Annotated in this window: 13 protein-coding genes and 1 other RNA gene; 8 read left to right on the forward strand and 6 right to left on the reverse strand. The window is 57.2% G+C overall.

Annotated elements, in window-relative coordinates:
- Positions 1-601 precede the first annotated feature (601 nt).
- From VEV40_RS02855 to VEV40_RS02870, 4 genes are all read left to right on the forward strand, one after another.
- Complete coding sequence (locus tag VEV40_RS02855) at positions 602-1,060, forward strand: hypothetical protein (protein WP_324830007.1); 459 nt, start codon at positions 602-604, stop codon at positions 1,058-1,060.
- A complete protein-coding gene (locus VEV40_RS02860; RefSeq protein WP_324830009.1) occupies positions 1,057-2,220 on the forward strand; it encodes a hypothetical protein in 1,164 nt (387 codons plus the stop codon). Before VEV40_RS02855 ends, VEV40_RS02860 begins: the two co-directional genes overlap by 4 nt.
- Before the next feature lie 365 nt (positions 2,221-2,585).
- An RNA gene (gene rnpB / locus VEV40_RS02865) (RNase P RNA component class A) lies at positions 2,586-3,032 on the forward strand.
- 114 nt (positions 3,033-3,146) lie between these two features.
- Entirely contained in the window at positions 3,147-3,500 is a 354-nt protein-coding gene (locus VEV40_RS02870) for a hypothetical protein (protein WP_324830011.1), read from the forward strand.
- A 121-nt stretch (positions 3,501-3,621) separates the two neighbouring features.
- Here VEV40_RS02870 and VEV40_RS02875 read toward each other — a convergent pair whose 3' ends face one another.
- The gene (locus VEV40_RS02875; RefSeq protein ID WP_324830013.1) at positions 3,622-4,947 is read right to left on the reverse strand and encodes a M56 family metallopeptidase; all 1,326 of its coding nucleotides are present in this window, start codon (positions 4,945-4,947) and stop codon (positions 3,622-3,624) included.
- A complete protein-coding gene (locus VEV40_RS02880; protein ID WP_324830014.1) occupies positions 4,944-5,324 on the reverse strand; it encodes a BlaI/MecI/CopY family transcriptional regulator in 381 nt (126 codons plus the stop codon). The genes VEV40_RS02875 and VEV40_RS02880 overlap by 4 nt, the downstream gene beginning before the upstream one ends.
- Positions 5,325-5,466: 142 nt before the next feature.
- Here VEV40_RS02880 and fabD point away from each other — a divergent pair, with 142 nt between their 5' ends.
- Both fabD and VEV40_RS02890 read left to right on the forward strand, forming a co-directional pair.
- Positions 5,467-6,420, forward strand: a complete 954-nt coding sequence (gene fabD, locus VEV40_RS02885) for an ACP S-malonyltransferase (protein ID WP_324830015.1) — start codon at positions 5,467-5,469, stop codon at positions 6,418-6,420.
- Between the two features lie 20 nt (positions 6,421-6,440).
- On the forward strand, positions 6,441-6,830 hold the full coding sequence (locus VEV40_RS02890) for a DUF302 domain-containing protein (RefSeq protein WP_324830016.1): 390 nt from the start codon (positions 6,441-6,443) through the stop codon (positions 6,828-6,830).
- Positions 6,831-6,832: 2 nt separating this feature from the next.
- Here VEV40_RS02890 and VEV40_RS02895 read toward each other — a convergent pair whose 3' ends face one another.
- The 3 genes from VEV40_RS02895 to VEV40_RS02905 all read right to left on the reverse strand — a co-directional run bounded on the left by VEV40_RS02895 (position 6,833) and on the right by VEV40_RS02905 (position 11,614).
- A complete protein-coding gene (locus VEV40_RS02895; RefSeq protein WP_324830017.1) occupies positions 6,833-7,795 on the reverse strand; it encodes an Ig-like domain-containing protein in 963 nt (320 codons plus the stop codon).
- Between the two features lie 112 nt (positions 7,796-7,907).
- On the reverse strand, positions 7,908-10,400 hold the full coding sequence (locus VEV40_RS02900) for an ABC transporter permease (RefSeq protein WP_324830018.1): 2,493 nt from the start codon (positions 10,398-10,400) through the stop codon (positions 7,908-7,910).
- Positions 10,401-10,807: 407 nt separating this feature from the next.
- Positions 10,808-11,614: a hypothetical protein gene (locus VEV40_RS02905; protein ID WP_324830019.1), complete on the reverse strand. Its 807-nt coding sequence runs from the start codon at positions 11,612-11,614 to the stop codon at positions 10,808-10,810.
- Between the two features lie 129 nt (positions 11,615-11,743).
- Between VEV40_RS02905 and VEV40_RS02910 the strand changes: the two genes are divergently transcribed.
- Positions 11,744-12,961 (forward strand): glycine C-acetyltransferase, encoded by a 1,218-nt coding sequence (locus tag VEV40_RS02910; protein ID WP_324830020.1) that lies wholly within the window; start codon positions 11,744-11,746, stop codon positions 12,959-12,961.
- A gap of 400 nt (positions 12,962-13,361) precedes the next feature.
- Positions 13,362-13,889, forward strand: a complete 528-nt coding sequence (locus tag VEV40_RS02915) for an SRPBCC family protein (protein ID WP_324830021.1) — start codon at positions 13,362-13,364, stop codon at positions 13,887-13,889.
- 226 nt (positions 13,890-14,115) lie between these two features.
- On the opposite strand, the gene VEV40_RS02920 is transcribed toward VEV40_RS02915, so the two are convergent.
- Positions 14,116-16,701 carry a protein kinase domain-containing protein gene (locus VEV40_RS02920; protein ID WP_324830022.1) on the reverse strand — a complete coding sequence of 862 codons (2,586 nt, stop codon included), beginning with the start codon at positions 16,699-16,701 and terminating at the stop codon, positions 14,116-14,118.
- Positions 16,702-16,770 lie beyond the last annotated feature (69 nt).

Consider the following 16,770-nt stretch of genomic DNA (forward strand, 5'->3'; position numbering starts at 1 on the left):
ATTGGCAGTCAGCTACTTAAAGGAATGTATCGCTGGAACAGCCCATCGGGTAGGGTAGCCCATTCAAGCCTTCTTTTGGCTTGAGTGGGTCGGTTCCTCATAACTCAGGACCGGAGTGCCGGGGTGCCGGGGTGCCCCCACATCTCGCATTTGAGATGTGGGGTGGAAAGCCTATATCCCGCGCTGAGACCGGATGACCTTTCGGCAAACTTGCCGAGGCCGAAGGACTACAGGGTCATGCCAAGTGTAGAAGCGGTGGGCTTTAGCCCACCGAATAAAGATGGGCCAAAGGCCCAACCTCACTGCCGTAGGCCGGAGCGAAACCGAAGGTGAAGCGACTTAAACTTTCCGGATGTCGGGTGCACAGATTTTCGGGTTAGAGTCATCTATCAAAAGAAAACTGCGGGAGCTAATGATGCAGCTTTGGTCCCACATCCAAGGCCACATCGATATTTACTTCTTGGGAACATGACCACGACACCCGTAAGGTCTCCTGTATCATTCAGATCACATCGCGGGAGGGTTCTTGTCCAGCTTTACGTTGAATCTTGCTGATCTTTCTAATGGAATGCCTGGTTTAACTTCAAGTCGGGGTCGATCGATGGCTGAAGCTGCGTCCGTATGTCTTGATTACTGCGGCCATCCGCTCGAAATACCCTTAACAATCTCGGGCCATTTTTCGCATACGCCTCTACTGAGCCGTTTGCAGGTAGACCAACAAATGGAAAATACGTACGGGGATATGCAAGAGGCAACCGAACATGGTGCTTACGGAGTAGCAATACTTGGGACTTGTCATCTTAGTGGTTCTGTGATCGTCGATCGTTCTGTTAAGGGTACGGGATTTGATTATTGGCTAGGGCCGAAGGACGATGAGAATGTCCCTCCCTTTATGGGTGTACAGCGTCTAGAAGTCTCCGGCATCCTCCAAAATCCGGCTCAAGTAACGAATCGATCTACAACCAAGGCAGCGCAGGTTGCTCCTTCCGACAGCATTGGACCTGCATTTGTCTCGATCGTCGAGTTCTCGGCTCCTGAACTCAGGATCACACGGCTATGAACGAGATCAAGCGCATACATCGATCTGCAATGGAGCTGCTGGATGAGGCAGAACTTGCTTTCCGCCATGGGGATGCTGAACGAGCAACGACGCTCAAGGCCTCCGCATTTGAAGAAGAAGTCAAAGCAGCCAACATGATTGCAGCGTATGTCGAGTCTGAGCCGACTCGATCTGTTTTGCATCGAAGCGCGGCAAGCATAGCTCTTTCCTTGGGGAAGGAAGGTGAGGCAAAAAAGCTGCTCCATTCGGCACTTGCGGGTAAACCCCCAACGCCGATACGGAAAGAACTCGAAGCGATGCTGGAGGATCTCTCCTTTCGCGACCATTTGCAAGTTAGTGGTCTGGAACTAACTAATGAAGAACTCCAACTAACAATCGCGGGAGAGGGCATCGGTTTAGGGTTAGCCCCAATTGATGAAGTTCTAAGCAGGATAGAAAGTGCAAGACTGCTTCTGACCCGCACTGCCGAACGCGTCTTACACAGACCATACAGAGCAGCAGGTCGTCAGGCTCGAAGGGTCGATGACTTAATAACGCCGATGCTGAGTGTTCCTAGAGCGGCCAGTTTTGCCGTTAGCTTAAAACTCGGACGAATGCAGCAGACTACCTTCGCTGGATTAGGAAGAACTGAACAAGTCGTTGATGAACTCTTAGAGTGCTTAAAGCTTTTTGCAGATCAGAACGAACAAGCACTTAAAGACAAAATTCCAGAACCCGACTATTATCGTAACTTCTTGGCGCTTTCTACTGCCATTTCGCCCGATGGTCAGGTGGTGAATCTTGTTGGTTTCACTGCGTCAAGAATGGGCCGCCAACTGGAGGTAGCAATTCGTAAAGATAGAACCGCTGGCGAGCAGATGCTTTTGAACTCTCCCAAAACCGGCTCCCATATGCCTAAGAATCGGCCTCTCAAAGAAATGGAAGTTTCTGGGCTACTACGGTTCGCGGATGCGCTTAAGGAAAATCCCTCCATTAAACTCAAGTCCGGCGCAAAGACATTTAACGTTTTCGTTCCGACTGGAATAGACGACATTGTGCGCCCACTCTGGGGACAATGGGTGACTATATCGGGCGAAGGCGCGGGCAAGAATATAGAGCTGCGTTCTATTCGGCCATCCGAGCCTCCGACGGAGATGGGAGCTAAGATAAATAAAATCTGAGTTGCACGGTCGCGGATAGCCCTCAAGCTTTACTTAAGTGGATAGTTCTCAATCTCGCAAAGTGGCGGATTTCGCACTTCAGCGCCGCTCTCCATCTCGCTACGTCAGGCAATACCCACTTGACACGCCTGCTACCATCAAATTGAGCCGATTTGTTTCTGATACAACGCCCGTCATAAACGGGCGTTTTGCTTTTCCGGAGGAAATGGGAGGCCTCGTAACTGTCATAGAGTGAAGACTTTACGAAAAATGGGGGAGGGGTAGACAGCGGCAATTAGAGTCGAATTTTGAACCCGGCGGTACGCTGGACAACCTAAAGAGATCAACCATTCAGCAGAGCTTATCCTGCGCTAACATAAAGAGAAGCGGGCAGCTGGGCGGTCGCTGCTGACATGCGCAAGCATGGCAGGAGAGGAAAGTCCGAACTCCGCAGGGCAGTGTGCCGGATAACGTCCGGGATCGCGGCGTCAAGGCCGCGAGACGGCTAGTGCCACAGAGAACATACCGCCTACGCCGCAAGGCGCAAGGTAAGGGTGAAAAGGTGCGGTAAGAGCGCACCGCCCCGGCGGCAACGTTCGGGGGCAGGGTAAACCCCACACGGAGCAAGACCAAATAGGGAGGGATGCGCGGTCAGACCCAGACAACCGCGCGGCGTGCCTGCCCGGCGCGCCAACGTGGGTCCTCCAGACTGGCGGGCTTGCCCGTCAAGTGGAGCGGAAACCTTCGGGTAGGTCGCTTGAGCGCCGCAGCAATGCGTCGCCTAGAGGAATGGCCGTCCTCGACAGAATTCGGCTTACAGGCTGCTCGTAATGATGGCCCCGTGTTTCCTGAATGGGAAAGCGGGGCCTTTCCCATAGAGACCTCCTTCTCTGGGCCCAAATTCTCATCTTCCTGCCGCTATGCGATTTCGCTAGACTGCGCAACACATGCAGCGCCCGCGCGGAATCGTCGTAACCACCTGGCTGGTAGGCTTGATGAACCTGCTTGGCATCTTCATAGTGGTATGGCTGGTGCCGGACGACCAGGAGCTTGCCGCCGGCGTGGTGGTGGCAGCGCTCGGTATCGGCGCGGTATTGTGTTACTGGAAGGGGATGGACTGGGGGCGATGGATCGTGCTGCTCGAGGCGCTCCTGTGCGTGTGGAACGTGAAATACGTCGGACGCGACGATGCGACCCCGACCGACATCTCCCTGATGATCGTGGAATCTTTGCTGGCGATCTTCTTCCTCATATATCTCAACCGCAAGCCCGTCCGCGCCTGGTTTGAGAGCGCTTCGTAGGACTCTCGCTTCAGCTATTGGGCCGAAATGCTCCTCGTTGGTGATCTGCCGAGTCAGCTAAAATCGGCGCGAATTTTCATGGTGAGTCACTACAGCCGGCTCACCATGAAAATTCGATCTATCAAGGCGCCAGTGTGTAGACAACGGTGATTGTGGTTTTCACTTCGATCGGTTCGCCGTTGAGCAGGTAGGGCTGCCAGCGCCACTGGCGAACTGCATCAAGCGCGCTCTGGCGCAGGACTTCCGGACCGTCTTGTACTTTAAGGTCGATGGGCGCTCCGTCTTTGCCGATAATTACGGATAGAACGACGCTGCCCTGAACTCTCTGTTTCTTTGCTTCGACCGGATAGACAGGCGCCTGCTTGTGGATGGTCTTGAGGTAGTCGGCCTTCACATTCACTTGTTTAGGATTGCCCTTCTGCGCGGGCGTATCCACGTCCATGCGGAAAGCCAGGGCCGACGCGCATGTTACAGCTGCGATCGCGCCACACACGGCAACGATTACAAGCCGACGCACGCCGCGAATTTCAAACGGTTTCCGGGTCAGATTCATAATTCTCCTCTCAAAGACGTTGGCATCGAAGATTCCGATGGCATGAAGGTTTTCGGCAGCCATGCGATTTGACAACATTGACGCCAGCCGTAACAGCGAATGTGCATAGTTTTCCCGTCCAGACGCGGCGTCAGCGGCCATGGCATCGCAGACTAGCTCGCGGGTTTCGGCAAGGCGCAGGCGCGTGAACCAAAGCAGCGGATGCCAGGCAACCGGCAGCGTGATAAATCCGTAGAAAAGATTTTTCACAAAGTCTCGACGGCGGAGATGCGCGCACTCATGCGCAAAGACAGCATCCAGGTCACTGTCCTGGACTTTGTTGAGGAAGCCGGAGGGAAGAAGCAGTGTCCATTGCCTGATACCAACCGTGACCGGTCCCGAGAGCGTAGGCGCACTTGCAACCTGCACCGCATGGTCAGAAATCCGGAAGAATCGGCTGCAGCGGTCGAGCCTCTGCTCCTGCTCGCTGGTCAACGTCACGCGCGTGGAGTGCCGTCGCATTTCAGATGTCCTCCGGAGCGACCATGCCAGACGTCCTGCAAAATAGAGAAGACAGCACACATACATGAGCACGATTGAGGGCAATATCCATGAAGGCAGGCGAAGGACTGCTGCTGTTGTGGCAGCAGAGCCTGCGGCGATAAAGACGCGGGTCTGGCCTCCAGGTGCGCTGCCGAAGATCGCCAGCGCCAGTCTCCACAAGCCGTTGAGATGAACGTGGCACAAAGGAAGAATCGCCTGCAGCACCAGCGCGCCGACCCACACGCGATGTTCCATACGTGACCCGAGCTGTCGCGCCAGGCGGGCGACTATCCATGCCGCAATGAAGACCAGTGGCACCTGCCATAGAGAGTTAAGCAAATACGGGAAGAGCAAGGATTCGAGAGCTGTCATACGTTGCCTCCCTTCTGTTCAAGACGCTTGCTCAGTGCGGCAATTTTCTTAGCGTCGAGTTGCTTGCTTTTAATCAGACTCATCACCAGCTCTTCGCTTGACCCGCCAAACATGCGATCAACGAGATCACGGACCGCATGGCCGAGGGCCTTTTCCTCGGTCACGGCAGCGCTATAGACATAGGCGCGCCCCCGGAGTCTCCGCTTCAGTTTGCCTTTCTTTTGCAGGATATTCAGCATTGTCTGCACGGTCGTGTAGGCGAGCTGCTGTTCGAGACCAGCCTGTACGGCGTTCACATTGCTTGGCCCAAGTCTCCAAATCACCTGCATAATCTGTAGTTCCAGCTTGGTGAGAGTCTCTTTTTCGTGTTCGGCCACGGGTTTTCTCCTAATTGTTTAGGAGGTTAGATCTGATTCATGAATTTGTCAACTAAACTTTTAGGAGATAGAGTGAAAATTAAAGCTATTGTAAGCTCTTGCGCTTGCGTCAACCCGCAGAATCATTTGAAATACCCAAGTCATGAGTGAACGAAAGCTGGCATTCTTATTTCCCGGACAGGGGTCGCAGGCCGTAGGCATGGGCAGCGATCTGTCTGAAAAATTTTCCGTCGCAAAACAAACATTCGAAGAAGCCGACGAGGCGCTTGGATTTTCCCTTTCAAAACTATGTTTCGAAGGTCCAGAAGAGCAGATTAAGCTGACCGAGTTTACCCAGCCCGCAATTTTCACCGTTTCTATTGCCGCGCAGCGCGTGCTGGCTGAAAAGGGCTTCACGCCGAGTTTTGTAGCCGGACATTCGCTGGGCGAGTATTCGGCGGATGTAGCGGCGGGCGTATTGTCGTTTGCCGACGCTGTAAAGACGGTCCGTAATCGCGGCCGCTATATGCAGGAAGCCGTGCCTGCAGGCGAAGGCGCAATGGCGGCGATTCTCGGGCTGGCTCCTGAGGTAGTGATCGAAGTCTGCGCGAAGGCTGTGGGTGAATTGGGCGGAGTGGTTTCGGCAGCGAATCTCAATTCGCCGGAACAGACAGTGATTTCAGGCACTGTGGCTGCGGTCGAGAAGGCTGCTGCGCTTGCCAAGGACGCGGACGCAAAGAAAGTGGTGATGCTGGCAGTGAGCGCTCCTTTCCACTGCGCGTTGATGCAGCCTGCGCAGGATCGTCTTGCCGAAGATTTGCGGAGGCTCAGTTTTTCCCCGCCCAGCCTTCCTGTCGTTACGAATGTGGATGCGGTCCTGACGACAGATGCAGAGGGACTGCGCGATGCACTTGTTCGGCAGGTTACAGGTTCGGTCCGTTGGGTTGAGTCGATGCGGCGGTTAATCGAGCAGAAGCCAACGCACTTCATCGAAGTGGGACCCGGCAGGGTGCTAGCCGGGTTGATGCGACAGATTGATCGATCGCAGATTGTGCTGAATGTTGGAGATGAAGCGAGCCTGGAAAAGACGCTGGCCGCGTTTACGGCTGCGTCATAGCGTCCGGGTACAATGCGTCCATGACGGACGCAAACGGGATGGTTTCCATTCCCAGCCGCTATTCAGTCGATGAGATTGTGGCGCGCCTGGAGAATCTTCTGTGGGAAAAAGGCATCAAGCTCTTTGCGCTGATCGATCATAGCGGCGAGGCGGAAAAAGCCGGACTGAAGATGCCGCCGACCAAAGTCGCGATCTTCGGCAATCCCAAGGCCGGGACGCCGCTGATGACCGCCACGCCGAGCATCGCCATTGACCTGCCGCTGAAGCTGCTCATCGCTCAGGACGCGGACAGAGCCGTGTCGGTTTCCTGGAACGCTCCCGCCTATCTGGCATCGCGGCATAGATTGCCGCAGGAATTCATCGCCAATATCGCAGTGATTGAAAAGCTGGCTGCTGCGATTGCCGGTTAGGACTACTTCACCGTCATCGTCAGTGAAAGCGTGTGGGTCGTGACCTCGCCGCCGTTGTTGGAGTAGGCGGTAACGGTCACAGGATATGTGCCTGCTGGCGTTCCGGTATTCTCTGCAGGTGGATGGTGCAGATAGTCATATCGCTGCGAACATGCCGTCAGCCCGGAAGCCCCAGCCATAAGCAGCACAACCACGCCCAGCAGACGGATACCGTTGCCACCGCGCTTCCGCAATGCGCCGATTCCCACCAACGCCAGCACTCCGGGAAAGAGCATGGCATAAGCCAGATGGGATCCCTTGCCGCCGAAGGGAACGGTTTGTAACTGGGAAGATTTGGAACTGGCCGTGGTTTGGATCTGCAGCGTGCTCGTAGTGAGTGGCGGTGTAACGATGCTTGGTGTGAAAACCGAGGTCGTGCCGAACGGAAGACCGGAGATGGCGAGGGTGACGGACTGCGTGAAGCCGTTCTCAGGTGTGACGGTGAGAATGACTGTTCCGAACTGGCCGGCGTTGAGATTCAGCGAAGTGACATTGGCTGTGATTGAAAAATCAGGCGGTGCGCTGGTGCTGTTGGCCTGAAATGAAGTGCTCGAACTCGAGGCCGCGTAGTGTTCACTGCCCGAGTAGACGACTGTGATCAGCGCAGTAAATGGGGGCAGTTTGCCCATCGCCAGTGTGGCTGTGCCGTCTTCCTGGACGACAGCAGATCCGAGCGACCGGCCGTTGCTCAGGAAGCTTACCGTCCCGTCGGTAACGGCGGCGCCTGTGGGGTCCTTGACCGTGACCGAAAGCGTGGTTTTCGCGCCATCGGCCGTAATGGAGAGCGCGGTCCGCGTACCGGTGGTCTGGCTGTGGCCCATTGTGGCGGCAAGGAAAAGGGTCAAAATTGCGGCCAGATATGACCCACTTCTGATGGCTGCGGTGGAATTCCACTTCCGGATGGCGCTGGTTAACTGCAAACTCATTCGTTGGGGTTCTCTGATTTCTGGTTAATACACAATTGTATCTGTGCGGCGCAAAATCGGCGACATGTGCGTGGAACCGCTCCTGTTAGACGCAACGCATTCCGGATTAGGTTTATTCCCCGCGCAGCGATTGCATAGGATCAATCGACGCGGCTCGCATGGCCGGAAGCGCTGACGCGACCAGCGCCAGCAGCAGCACGGAAATAGCGGCCAAGGTCAATACCAGCGGATCGAAGGGGCTCACCCCGAAGAGAAACGAACGCAACAGGCCCGATGCGCCGGCCGCTCCGAGCAGGCCGATCACGCAGCCGATAGCAGCCAGCTTTGTCCCGGATATGAGAATGAGCCCGATAATTCCCGCCCGCTGCGAGCCGAGCGCCATACGAATAGCCATTTCCTGCACGCGCGCAGCTACCGAGAAGGCGATGACACTGTAGATGCCGAGCACGGCCAGCAACACGGCCGCAGCGGCGAAGGCGCTGATGATAGCAGTATTGAAGCGGCGCGGGGCCTCAGTGTCCGAGAGGTTCTGCTGCATGGTCTGCACCTGGGTCAGTGCCAGCTGCGGATCAATGGAGCGCACGACAGAACGCAGGCCGTTCTCCATATTCTCCGGCGGCAGAGCGGCGCGGACGACGATGTAGCCGCCGTTGCCGTTCAAATCGGTTGTCTGGGCCAGCGAGCCAATGGCTTTCTCAGTCTGATCGACGGTCATGTAGTACTGCTCTTTCGTCGCGTCGTCAGGAGAGTTTAGCTTGACGTCGGCGATTTCCCCCACGATGGTCAGCCAGGGAGTGAGCATCCCAGAAGTGCCGATGCGGAGACGCTTGCCGATGGGGTCCTGATTGGGCCAATAGTGTTCGGCGAGCTTGCGGTTTACGACCACGGCCAGTTGCGTTTCGGCGGTGTCTGAATCGGCCAGGTAGCGCCCGCGGAGGAGGGGAATCTTCATCGCGGCGAAGTAGTCGCCCATGACCGCGCCGACCGTAGCCAGACTCATGTTTTCGCCCTTCCGAGGAACGTAGCCCTCGGGAACAAAGGCCTGATTGTTGTTGTTTCCGGCGGCGGGCAGAAAGCTGGTGAGGCCGACGGCCTGTACGCCGGGCAACTGGCGCAGACGAAGCAAAAGCTCCTTGTTGAAGGTGTCCACGGCCGGCTGGGTGGCATATTGCTTCAAGGGCATGGAATATGCGGCGGTGGCAATGTGGTCGGGCTGATAGCCGAGATCGATCGAGCGCATTTTCTCAAAGCTGCGCAGCAGCAGTCCCGATGCGGTGAGCAGGATGAGCGCGATGGCTATTTCGGCAATCACCAGAACAGAGCGCAGCCTCGCATGGCTGCCTCCTGCCGAGCCGCTGCGTCCGCCTTCTTTCAGTGTTTCGTTGACGCTGGTGCGCAGCGCGGCGAATGCGGGGGCGAGTCCGCAGACAAAGCCGGTAATGACGGCCAACAGCAGCGCGAAGACGACTACGACCCAGTTCAGGCTGATTTCGCTCACGCGCGGCAGGCTTTCCGGCAGCAGATTCTTGCCCACGCTCAGGGCCACGCCTGCTAAAACAATCCCGAGCAGACCGCCCAGGATGCTGAGGATCATGCTTTCGAGAATTGCCTGCCGCAGCAGCGCGGCAGAGCGCGCTCCCAGAGCCAGCCGGACAGCGACTTCGCGCTGGCGGCGAATGGCGCGGACCAGCAGCAATCCGGCAAGATTGGCGCAAGCGATGAGTAGCACGATGGCGACGGCAAAGAAGAGCGTTCGCACCAGCGGCCGCGCTCCTTCAATGGTTTCTTCCTGAAGCGGGCGCACGACGGAACTGATATGCAGGCTGGCCATGTACGCCGGATAGTTGCGCATAATATCCTGTGCGACGCGTTCGGCATCGTTTTGCGCCTGCGCGGGTGTGACGCCGGGCTTCAGACGGCCCACCATCTGGTAACTCCAGTTGGCGGCGCTGTTGGGAGACAGCTCATCCGGCCGGAAACTCATCGGCGTCCAAAGCTCGATGCGGTTCAGATGGCCAGAGGTCAGCGGAAATTCGAAATTGCGCGGCATGACGCCGATGACGAGATAGGGTTTGCGGTCGAGCAGGATTTTAGTGCCGAGGATATTCGCATCGCCGTGAAAGCGGCTTTGCCAGGTCGTATAGCTCAGGACCACCACTGAGGCGCTCTGGTCGTCTTCCTGCTGGGTAAAGTAACGGCCCAGCAGCGGAGACACACCCAGCGCAGGCAATACTCCACCAGTCAGGCGCGCCGCATTCACCTGTGCCGGATCACCATGGCCGGAAAGCTCGTAGCCCGCGTTCTGGTATCCGCCGAGGCTGGTAAACGAATGGGTGTCGCGCGTGTACGCACGGATGTCGGGCACAGTGACTCCCGCCTCGCCGCTGCCGCCAACATCGGCTCCCTGAATACGATCGGCCAGCACCATCAGGCGGTCAGATTCAGGAAAAGGCAAAGGCCGCAGCAGCACGCCATCAACAATGGAAAAAATAGCGGTGGTCGCGCCAATGCCAAAGGCAAGCATCAGTATCGCGGTAGCGGCGAATCCGGGGGACTTGCGCAACTGGCGGAAGGCAAACTTCAGGTCGAGCAGAAGGGTTGACATCTGGGCCTCTCAAATATAGTTACGGATTTAAGTACAGCAGTTGTTCCGCCAAACGCCTTGCGGGCTAAGTGGTTTTGTTTATTGATTTATCAACAGGGCCCAGCGGGGTGCGCAGGATGAATTCGTCCGGAATCGAAACGGTTCCGTCCGAAAATGGACATTGAATTTGACTATGCAATTTTATTAAAGTTGTCATCCCCGACCGGAACGCGACAGCGCGTAGCGGAGAGCCTGGCCTGAGCGAAGTCGAAGGAAACCTGCGTTGAAAATGCCTATGCTCACCATTAGCAATAAAACCGCAGGTTTCTCCGCTCCCCCTTCACTCCGTTCAGGGTCCGCTCGGAATGACACGTCTATGTGAAATGTTGAGTAAATAGGAGGACCGTGAAAGCGCTCCTCCGCAAATCTCAGCGGAGTTGAACGGGCTCTGCCAGCTTGAAGTTCACCACCGATTCTGCCGGAATGGTGATGTCCTTGTTGCCAGTGAAGGCCGCGACTCCGGTGCCTGCGCCTGCGCCCGCCAGTCCACCGATCAGCAGACCAGTACCTCCCGTGGCCAGTCCGCCGATCAGCATGCCCAGTCCGCTGCCGCCGCCGATAAACGCCGCGCTGCGCTTGCCTTTGCCTTTCTTGCTATGGGTAATGCTGCTCGTGTCAATGCGATAGTGCTGGCCATTTACGTCCATGCCCGTAAGCCTCAGCTGCAGTACGGAAGCGCCCTTGAAGTGGCCGCGCTTGTGCGCTGCGACCACCTCGCCTTCCGCTGCTGAACCAGACGGGATAACGGTATTGCCGTCTACCACGATCGGATTCACGATCGTGCCTGAAAAGGGCTCACCAGCCGCTGCATGCTTCACGTTGATGGTCTGGTTCATGCGGATGCTGAGAACGGTCCCAGAGGGCACCTCGGGCAGAGGAGCAGGCTCAGGAGTATTCGCCGCCTGCTGCGGTGGCGCTGGCTGGTCCGGCGCAGAAGGTACGGCTGCAGTTGAGCTGGAGGCGGCAGGCTGCGCAGCCGCCGTTGCTGGCTGGGCTGTCGACGGAGCAGCCGTTGGAGTTCCTGCCTGAGCCGTCGCGGTGCTCTGCGTTTGATCTGGAGTAGTCGCCGGTATCGCGGCGGGCGGATTCTGCGTGTTTGAAGAAGTCTTGTGGCAACCGGCCGTAAGTGCAACTGCAAGCAAAAGCGCAATGCGCGAAATGCTCTTGATTGGCATATCTGGAATCTTTCTCCTTGCTCTACTGGAATGGCCCTCTTTTAAATCCAAGCCGCGCTGCGGCTTGGTATTCCCGCATCCCTACAGATAGGATGCTTAGTTAAAACAAAATTTGTAAAGTGAGGCACTATGTCTACCACTCTCTCCCAGCGTCCGCAGCTTAAGCACCTGACCGCCATTCTCGACGACCTTAAGCAGCGCGGAACCCACTTCAAGCTGCGTGTGCTGGAAGATGAGCAGGGGCCTGTCTGCACTTACGACGGGAAAAAGGTCATCAACCTCGCTTCCAACAATTACCTGGGCCTGTGCGACCACCCAAAGCTGCGCGAAGCTGCGATTGAGGCAACGAAGAAGTATGGTGTTGGCTCGGGTGCCGTCCGCACCATTGCCGGAACCATGAAGATCCACATGGAGCTCGAAGAAAAGATCGCGCGCTTCAAGAATGTCGAAGCCTGCGTCGTCTTCCAGAGCGGATTCACCGCCAATGCCGGAACCGTCTCATCCATTCTCGGCAAGGAAGACTTCATCATCTCCGACGAGCTGAACCATGCCAGCATCATTGACGGCGCGCGCCTCTCCCGCGCAAAGATCAAGGTCTTCCGCCACAAAGACGTGGCTCATGCTGAGGAGCAGTTGAAGGAAGTCGCGAATGAGCCGGGCCGCAAGCTCATCATCACCGATGGGGTCTTTTCAATGGACGGCGACATCGGTCCGGTCGATAAACTCTGCGATCTGGCCGACAAGTATGGCGCGATCATGATGGTGGATGACGCGCACGCCTCCGGCGTTCTGGGCCGCAACGGCCGCGGATCGATTGACCACTTTGGCTGTCACGGGCGCGTTGACGTGCAGGTGGGCACGCTCTCGAAGGCCATCGGCGCGCTCGGCGGATATGTCTGCGGCAGCCGCGACCTCATCGACTACCTCTACCACCGCGCCCGCCCGTTCCTCTTCTCGACCTCGCATCCGCCATCGGTCGCCGCCACCTGCATCGCCGCCTTCGATCTTCTCGAAAACGAACCCGAGCGCATCGACCGCCTCTGGAGCAACACCGGCTACTTCAAGCAGCAACTCGGCAACCTCGGCTTCGACATCGGCGGCGTAACCACCCCCGCAAGCGAAACCCCAATCACGCCCATCATCATCGGCGACGGCAAAAAGACAATGGACTTCTCGAAAGCCCTCTTCGACGCAGGTGTGATGGCGACCGGCATCGCCTTCCCCACCGTCCCCGAAGGCAAAGCGCGCATCCGCACCATCATGACCAGCGAACACACAAAGGATCAGCTCGATCAGGCATTGGACACATTAGAAAAAACCGCAAAGAAGCTGGAGATTCTGAGCTGACTATCAGCCACCACAACGAGCGACCGCAACCCGCTCCCCTAAAACGTTGTCATCCTGAGCGGAGCACCGAAGGTGCGAAGTCGAAGGACCCGCACGAATGAAATTCGTGCGCTTCTTGCCTTGCGCCAGCAAGGCAAGCTTTTCCACAAGCAGTAGCACGAAAATGGGTGGCCCATCCTATGCGGAGCATAGGGTGGGAAAGCAACAACATATCCCCCGAAGATTTGTCATCCTGAGCGAAGCGAAGGATCTGTTTTTCGCCGAAACTCATTGCAACCGTAGGCAGGACCCGGCAAATTGAATTACTTCCGAGTAGCCGGTCATACAGTCATAAAGGGGTTATGGCCGCCGGGCGTAGGACGTAGAACAAATCGGGCCATCGGCAGTTCCGGGAGGATGAATGATCCTGAGGATTCTGGTGGGGGTAATGGTTGTTGTGGCAGCAGTCCTGATATTCGCCGCGACAAAGCCTCCGACATTTCAGGTCGAGAAGTCAGTAACCATCCAAGATCCGCCCGAAAGGGTCTATCCGCTGATCGCGGACTTTCACAATTGGCCGCAGTGGGCACCGCAGGATCGCGAAGACGCAACCATGCAGCGAACATACAGCGGTGCCGCGACCGGACTGGGAGCGGTGTCAGACTGGACGAGCAGAGGCAGTGCGGGCGCGGGACGGATGACAATTACCGCTGCGACCGCGCCTACACGGGTCCAGGTCGTTGTCGATTGGAGGAAGCCTTTCGAACTACGGAACACACATGAGTTCACGCTGGTGCCTGTTGGCGCAGGTACGCAGGTGACATGGAGGGCAGAGGGCACGAATCTCTACATGATGAAGGTACTGGAGGTGTTCGTCGGGGTGAATGGTTTGATGGGGAAGCATTTCGAGACTGGGCTGGGAAATCTGAAGAAATTTGCTCAACAGTAGGGAGTTCACCGCCACGCCCCGGTCCGAATCTTAGGCACTTCTCACCTCTGGATATGTTCTTTCCGGTTGGTCGGCGATACTTCCCTGATCCTTTTCTTCGCCCCCGGCGATGGCACTCCGACCCCGGTGACCGGGTTGGGGAAGAGTAGGGGGTGACACGCCCAAAACGAGGCGAATGGTAGGATTGGGGGCGTCCGGCGCAACCTGCATTAGGGGTTGAAGCGTCTTACTTCTCTTCCAGCGTCAGCGAGTAAACATCGCTGGTTGATACGTCGCGCATCAGCAGAGGCGCGTCGGTGGGATCCAGGCCAAACCACTCGTTGTTTGTTCCGGTAAAAGGAGAGTCCTTCAGGGCGACAACCACCTTCCCTTCCCCACCCGTGATTGGGATGCGAAGGATGGCGCGGTCGTCCCCATATCGTAAGAAGTAAATAAAGCGACTGTCCGTCGACCATGTGGCCCAGCCAGTGATGCCTGTATACAGCGTCGCCCAATGCTGGGTCTGGATATCAAAGATATACATGGTCGTCGCGTCGAGCGAGTCGGCCACTATGTATTGACCATCCGGAGACCAGTGGGGCGAGAACTTACCGTCCGATCCCGGAAGGGTGGCTATCTGATGGCTGGCCAGGTCAAAGATACGTATGCTGCTCTCGCTGCTCCTAGGCAAGCCCGTCGCAAAAATAATCTTGTGCCCGTCCGGTGACCAGCCCGGATCTGACTCCAGCCCGTTGCCTTCAGGAAGTGCCCGCTGCGGGCTGCCTCCACGGGAGGGAACGATGCAGGCGTGCCGGCCCTCGTCATCCGTGAACAGGATCTGGCTGCCGTCCGGCGACCACTTGGGCGTGTTCGGCAACATGGGAGGACTGGTCAGTGGAACACGGTCGCTTCCATCCCGGTTTGCTCTCCACAGGATGTCGTCTGGGTAGGAGACATACGCAATGAACTGGCCGTCTTTGGAGAAAGCCACCGAATCGGCGGAGATACCACCAAGGAAGGGCTGGAACTGATTCGATTTCGGGTCGAGGCGCACCAGTTCGCCCGCTAGTGTGAAACCGGTGGCGAAGATCTTCTTTCTATCCTTGCTAAATATTGGGGCGCTCCATCGGATGGGGCCGGAGGTCAATTGAATCGGCTCGTTGGCTGGCGGCCGAAAAAGCCTGCGCCGTTCATCGAGGGCGTAGATTTGGGAAGTGCCTGCGCGGTCCGCCCGCGAGGAGAATGCAAAAACTTTGCCGTCGGGCGACCAGTTGCCGCAACACTTCTGGTCTGAGGGATGCCAGCCAGCGAGCAACGGATGAAGATTGGCTCCGTTGGATGTGATTTCCCAGAGCGAATAGTCTCTGTCTCTGAAAAACCGGATCGTCCTACCGTCGGGAGACCAGCTTGGGTCGAGTGCAGCACCTCCCACAGACGCCAGCTTGCGCGCGCCCGTCCCATCGCTGTTGATGATGTCGATGTCGCCATTCGCTGTGGAGTATGCCACGAGCTTCCCATCCGGCGACCAGGCAGCATCTGCGGCGTCAGCCAGGTAACGATGCGAGCCTCCCACAACCTGAACGGCATAGAGGGGCATTGAGGGCGAATAGCCCTTCTCATATGACTTAACGAGAAAGGTCGAGCCGTCAGGCGAGACATCAAGCAACTCTGGTTCCGGTAGGGTGATGGAGGAAACCGGCTCGATCTCACCGCCTGAGACGGAAACCTGCTGCATGGAAAGCTTAACGCTGCTCTGTAAGTAAATCCTGCTGCCATCCGTTCCCCGAGCGTATCCCGCATGGCCATTGTGAGTGAGCTGGGTATACTCCGCGATACGCAGCGGTGGGCCACCGTTCCGATTTGTCGTGAAGTAAGCCGCGGCTACGACGCAAACGACTGCAATGATGGTAATGGACCACACGACCGCTCTTTTCGGCGAGCGACGAGCCGGCGCCTGCGTGCCGACTGCAGGTGACGCACCAGAATCCGATAGCGCGTCGAGTGCAAAGGCGAGATCAGAGGCCGAGTGAAAACGCTGCTCGGGATTCTTCTCTAGGCAGCGATTGACGACTCGCTGCAACGCTGGCGGAATGTTCGCTCCGGTTTGCGAAATCGTCGGCGGGTCGTCGTTGAGGATGGCAGTCATCGTCTCGGCTGACGTGCCTCGTTGAAACGCCCGCTTGCCCGAAAGCAATTCGTACAGAATCGCTCCTAAGGCGAAGATGTCGGTGCGATGATCGACGGCCCCGCCGCGCACCTGCTCCGGAGACATGTAGCCAGCCGTGCCCATGACCATGCCGGGATCGGTTTCGTGCGTCACAGTGGCTGCCGTGGCATCGGCCTCTGGTTGGCGATGCATCAGCTTCGCGAGGCCGAAGTCGAGAATTTTTACATGCCCGTCTTTGATGACGAAGAGGTTCTCCGGCTTCAGGTCGCGATGCACAATGCCGTGGTCGTGCGCTGCTGCTAATCCGCGGGCGATCTGGATGCCGTAGTCGATGGCTTTGCGTACCGGCAGCGGGCCACGCTGCAGCAGTTGCCGCAGCGTGCTGCCTTCGAGCAACTCCGCCACGAGATACGGCGCACCGTCAAATTCCCCAAAGCGGTGAATGGCAAGAATGTTGGGATGGTTCAGCGCCGCAGCAGCCTGTGCCTCCTGCTCAAAGCGCCGCAGCCGATCAGGATCCCGGGAAACAAACGCAGGAAGGACCTTAATTGCGACTTCGCGCCTGAGCGCCGAGTCACGCGCACGGTATACCTCGCCCATGCCGCCCGCGCCCAACAGGCCGAGAAGTTCGTACCCATCCAGTTTCGTGCCTGTGGCTAAGGGCATCGGTGAAGCGGATTATAGCGCTCATGCCAGAGTGATGACAGCATCTCGTTAGTTTTGCGATGTTTGATT

Origin of the sequence: Alloacidobacterium sp. (genome assembly GCF_035631355.1) — a bacterium.
Classification (GTDB): Bacteria; Acidobacteriota; Terriglobia; order Terriglobales; family Acidobacteriaceae; genus Alloacidobacterium.

Coding starts and splice junctions, on each gene's coding strand:
- VEV40_RS02860 (WP_324830009.1), top strand. CDS start 1,057: ATGAACGAGATCAAGCGCATACATCGATCTGCAATGGAGCTGCTGGAT.
- VEV40_RS02905 (WP_324830019.1), bottom strand. CDS start 11,614: ATGCCAATCAAGAGCATTTCGCGCATTGCGCTTTTGCTTGCAGTTGCA.
- VEV40_RS02900 (WP_324830018.1), bottom strand. CDS start 10,400: ATGTCAACCCTTCTGCTCGACCTGAAGTTTGCCTTCCGCCAGTTGCGC.
- VEV40_RS02875 (WP_324830013.1), bottom strand. CDS start 4,947: ATGACAGCTCTCGAATCCTTGCTCTTCCCGTATTTGCTTAACTCTCTA.
- VEV40_RS02910 (WP_324830020.1), top strand. CDS start 11,744: ATGTCTACCACTCTCTCCCAGCGTCCGCAGCTTAAGCACCTGACCGCC.
- VEV40_RS02920 (WP_324830022.1), bottom strand. CDS start 16,701: ATGCCCTTAGCCACAGGCACGAAACTGGATGGGTACGAACTTCTCGGC.
- VEV40_RS02890 (WP_324830016.1), top strand. CDS start 6,441: ATGACGGACGCAAACGGGATGGTTTCCATTCCCAGCCGCTATTCAGTC.
- fabD (WP_324830015.1), top strand. CDS start 5,467: ATGAGTGAACGAAAGCTGGCATTCTTATTTCCCGGACAGGGGTCGCAG.
- VEV40_RS02855 (WP_324830007.1), top strand. CDS start 602: ATGGCTGAAGCTGCGTCCGTATGTCTTGATTACTGCGGCCATCCGCTC.
- VEV40_RS02870 (WP_324830011.1), top strand. CDS start 3,147: ATGCAGCGCCCGCGCGGAATCGTCGTAACCACCTGGCTGGTAGGCTTG.
- VEV40_RS02895 (WP_324830017.1), bottom strand. CDS start 7,795: ATGAGTTTGCAGTTAACCAGCGCCATCCGGAAGTGGAATTCCACCGCA.
- VEV40_RS02915 (WP_324830021.1), top strand. CDS start 13,362: ATGATCCTGAGGATTCTGGTGGGGGTAATGGTTGTTGTGGCAGCAGTC.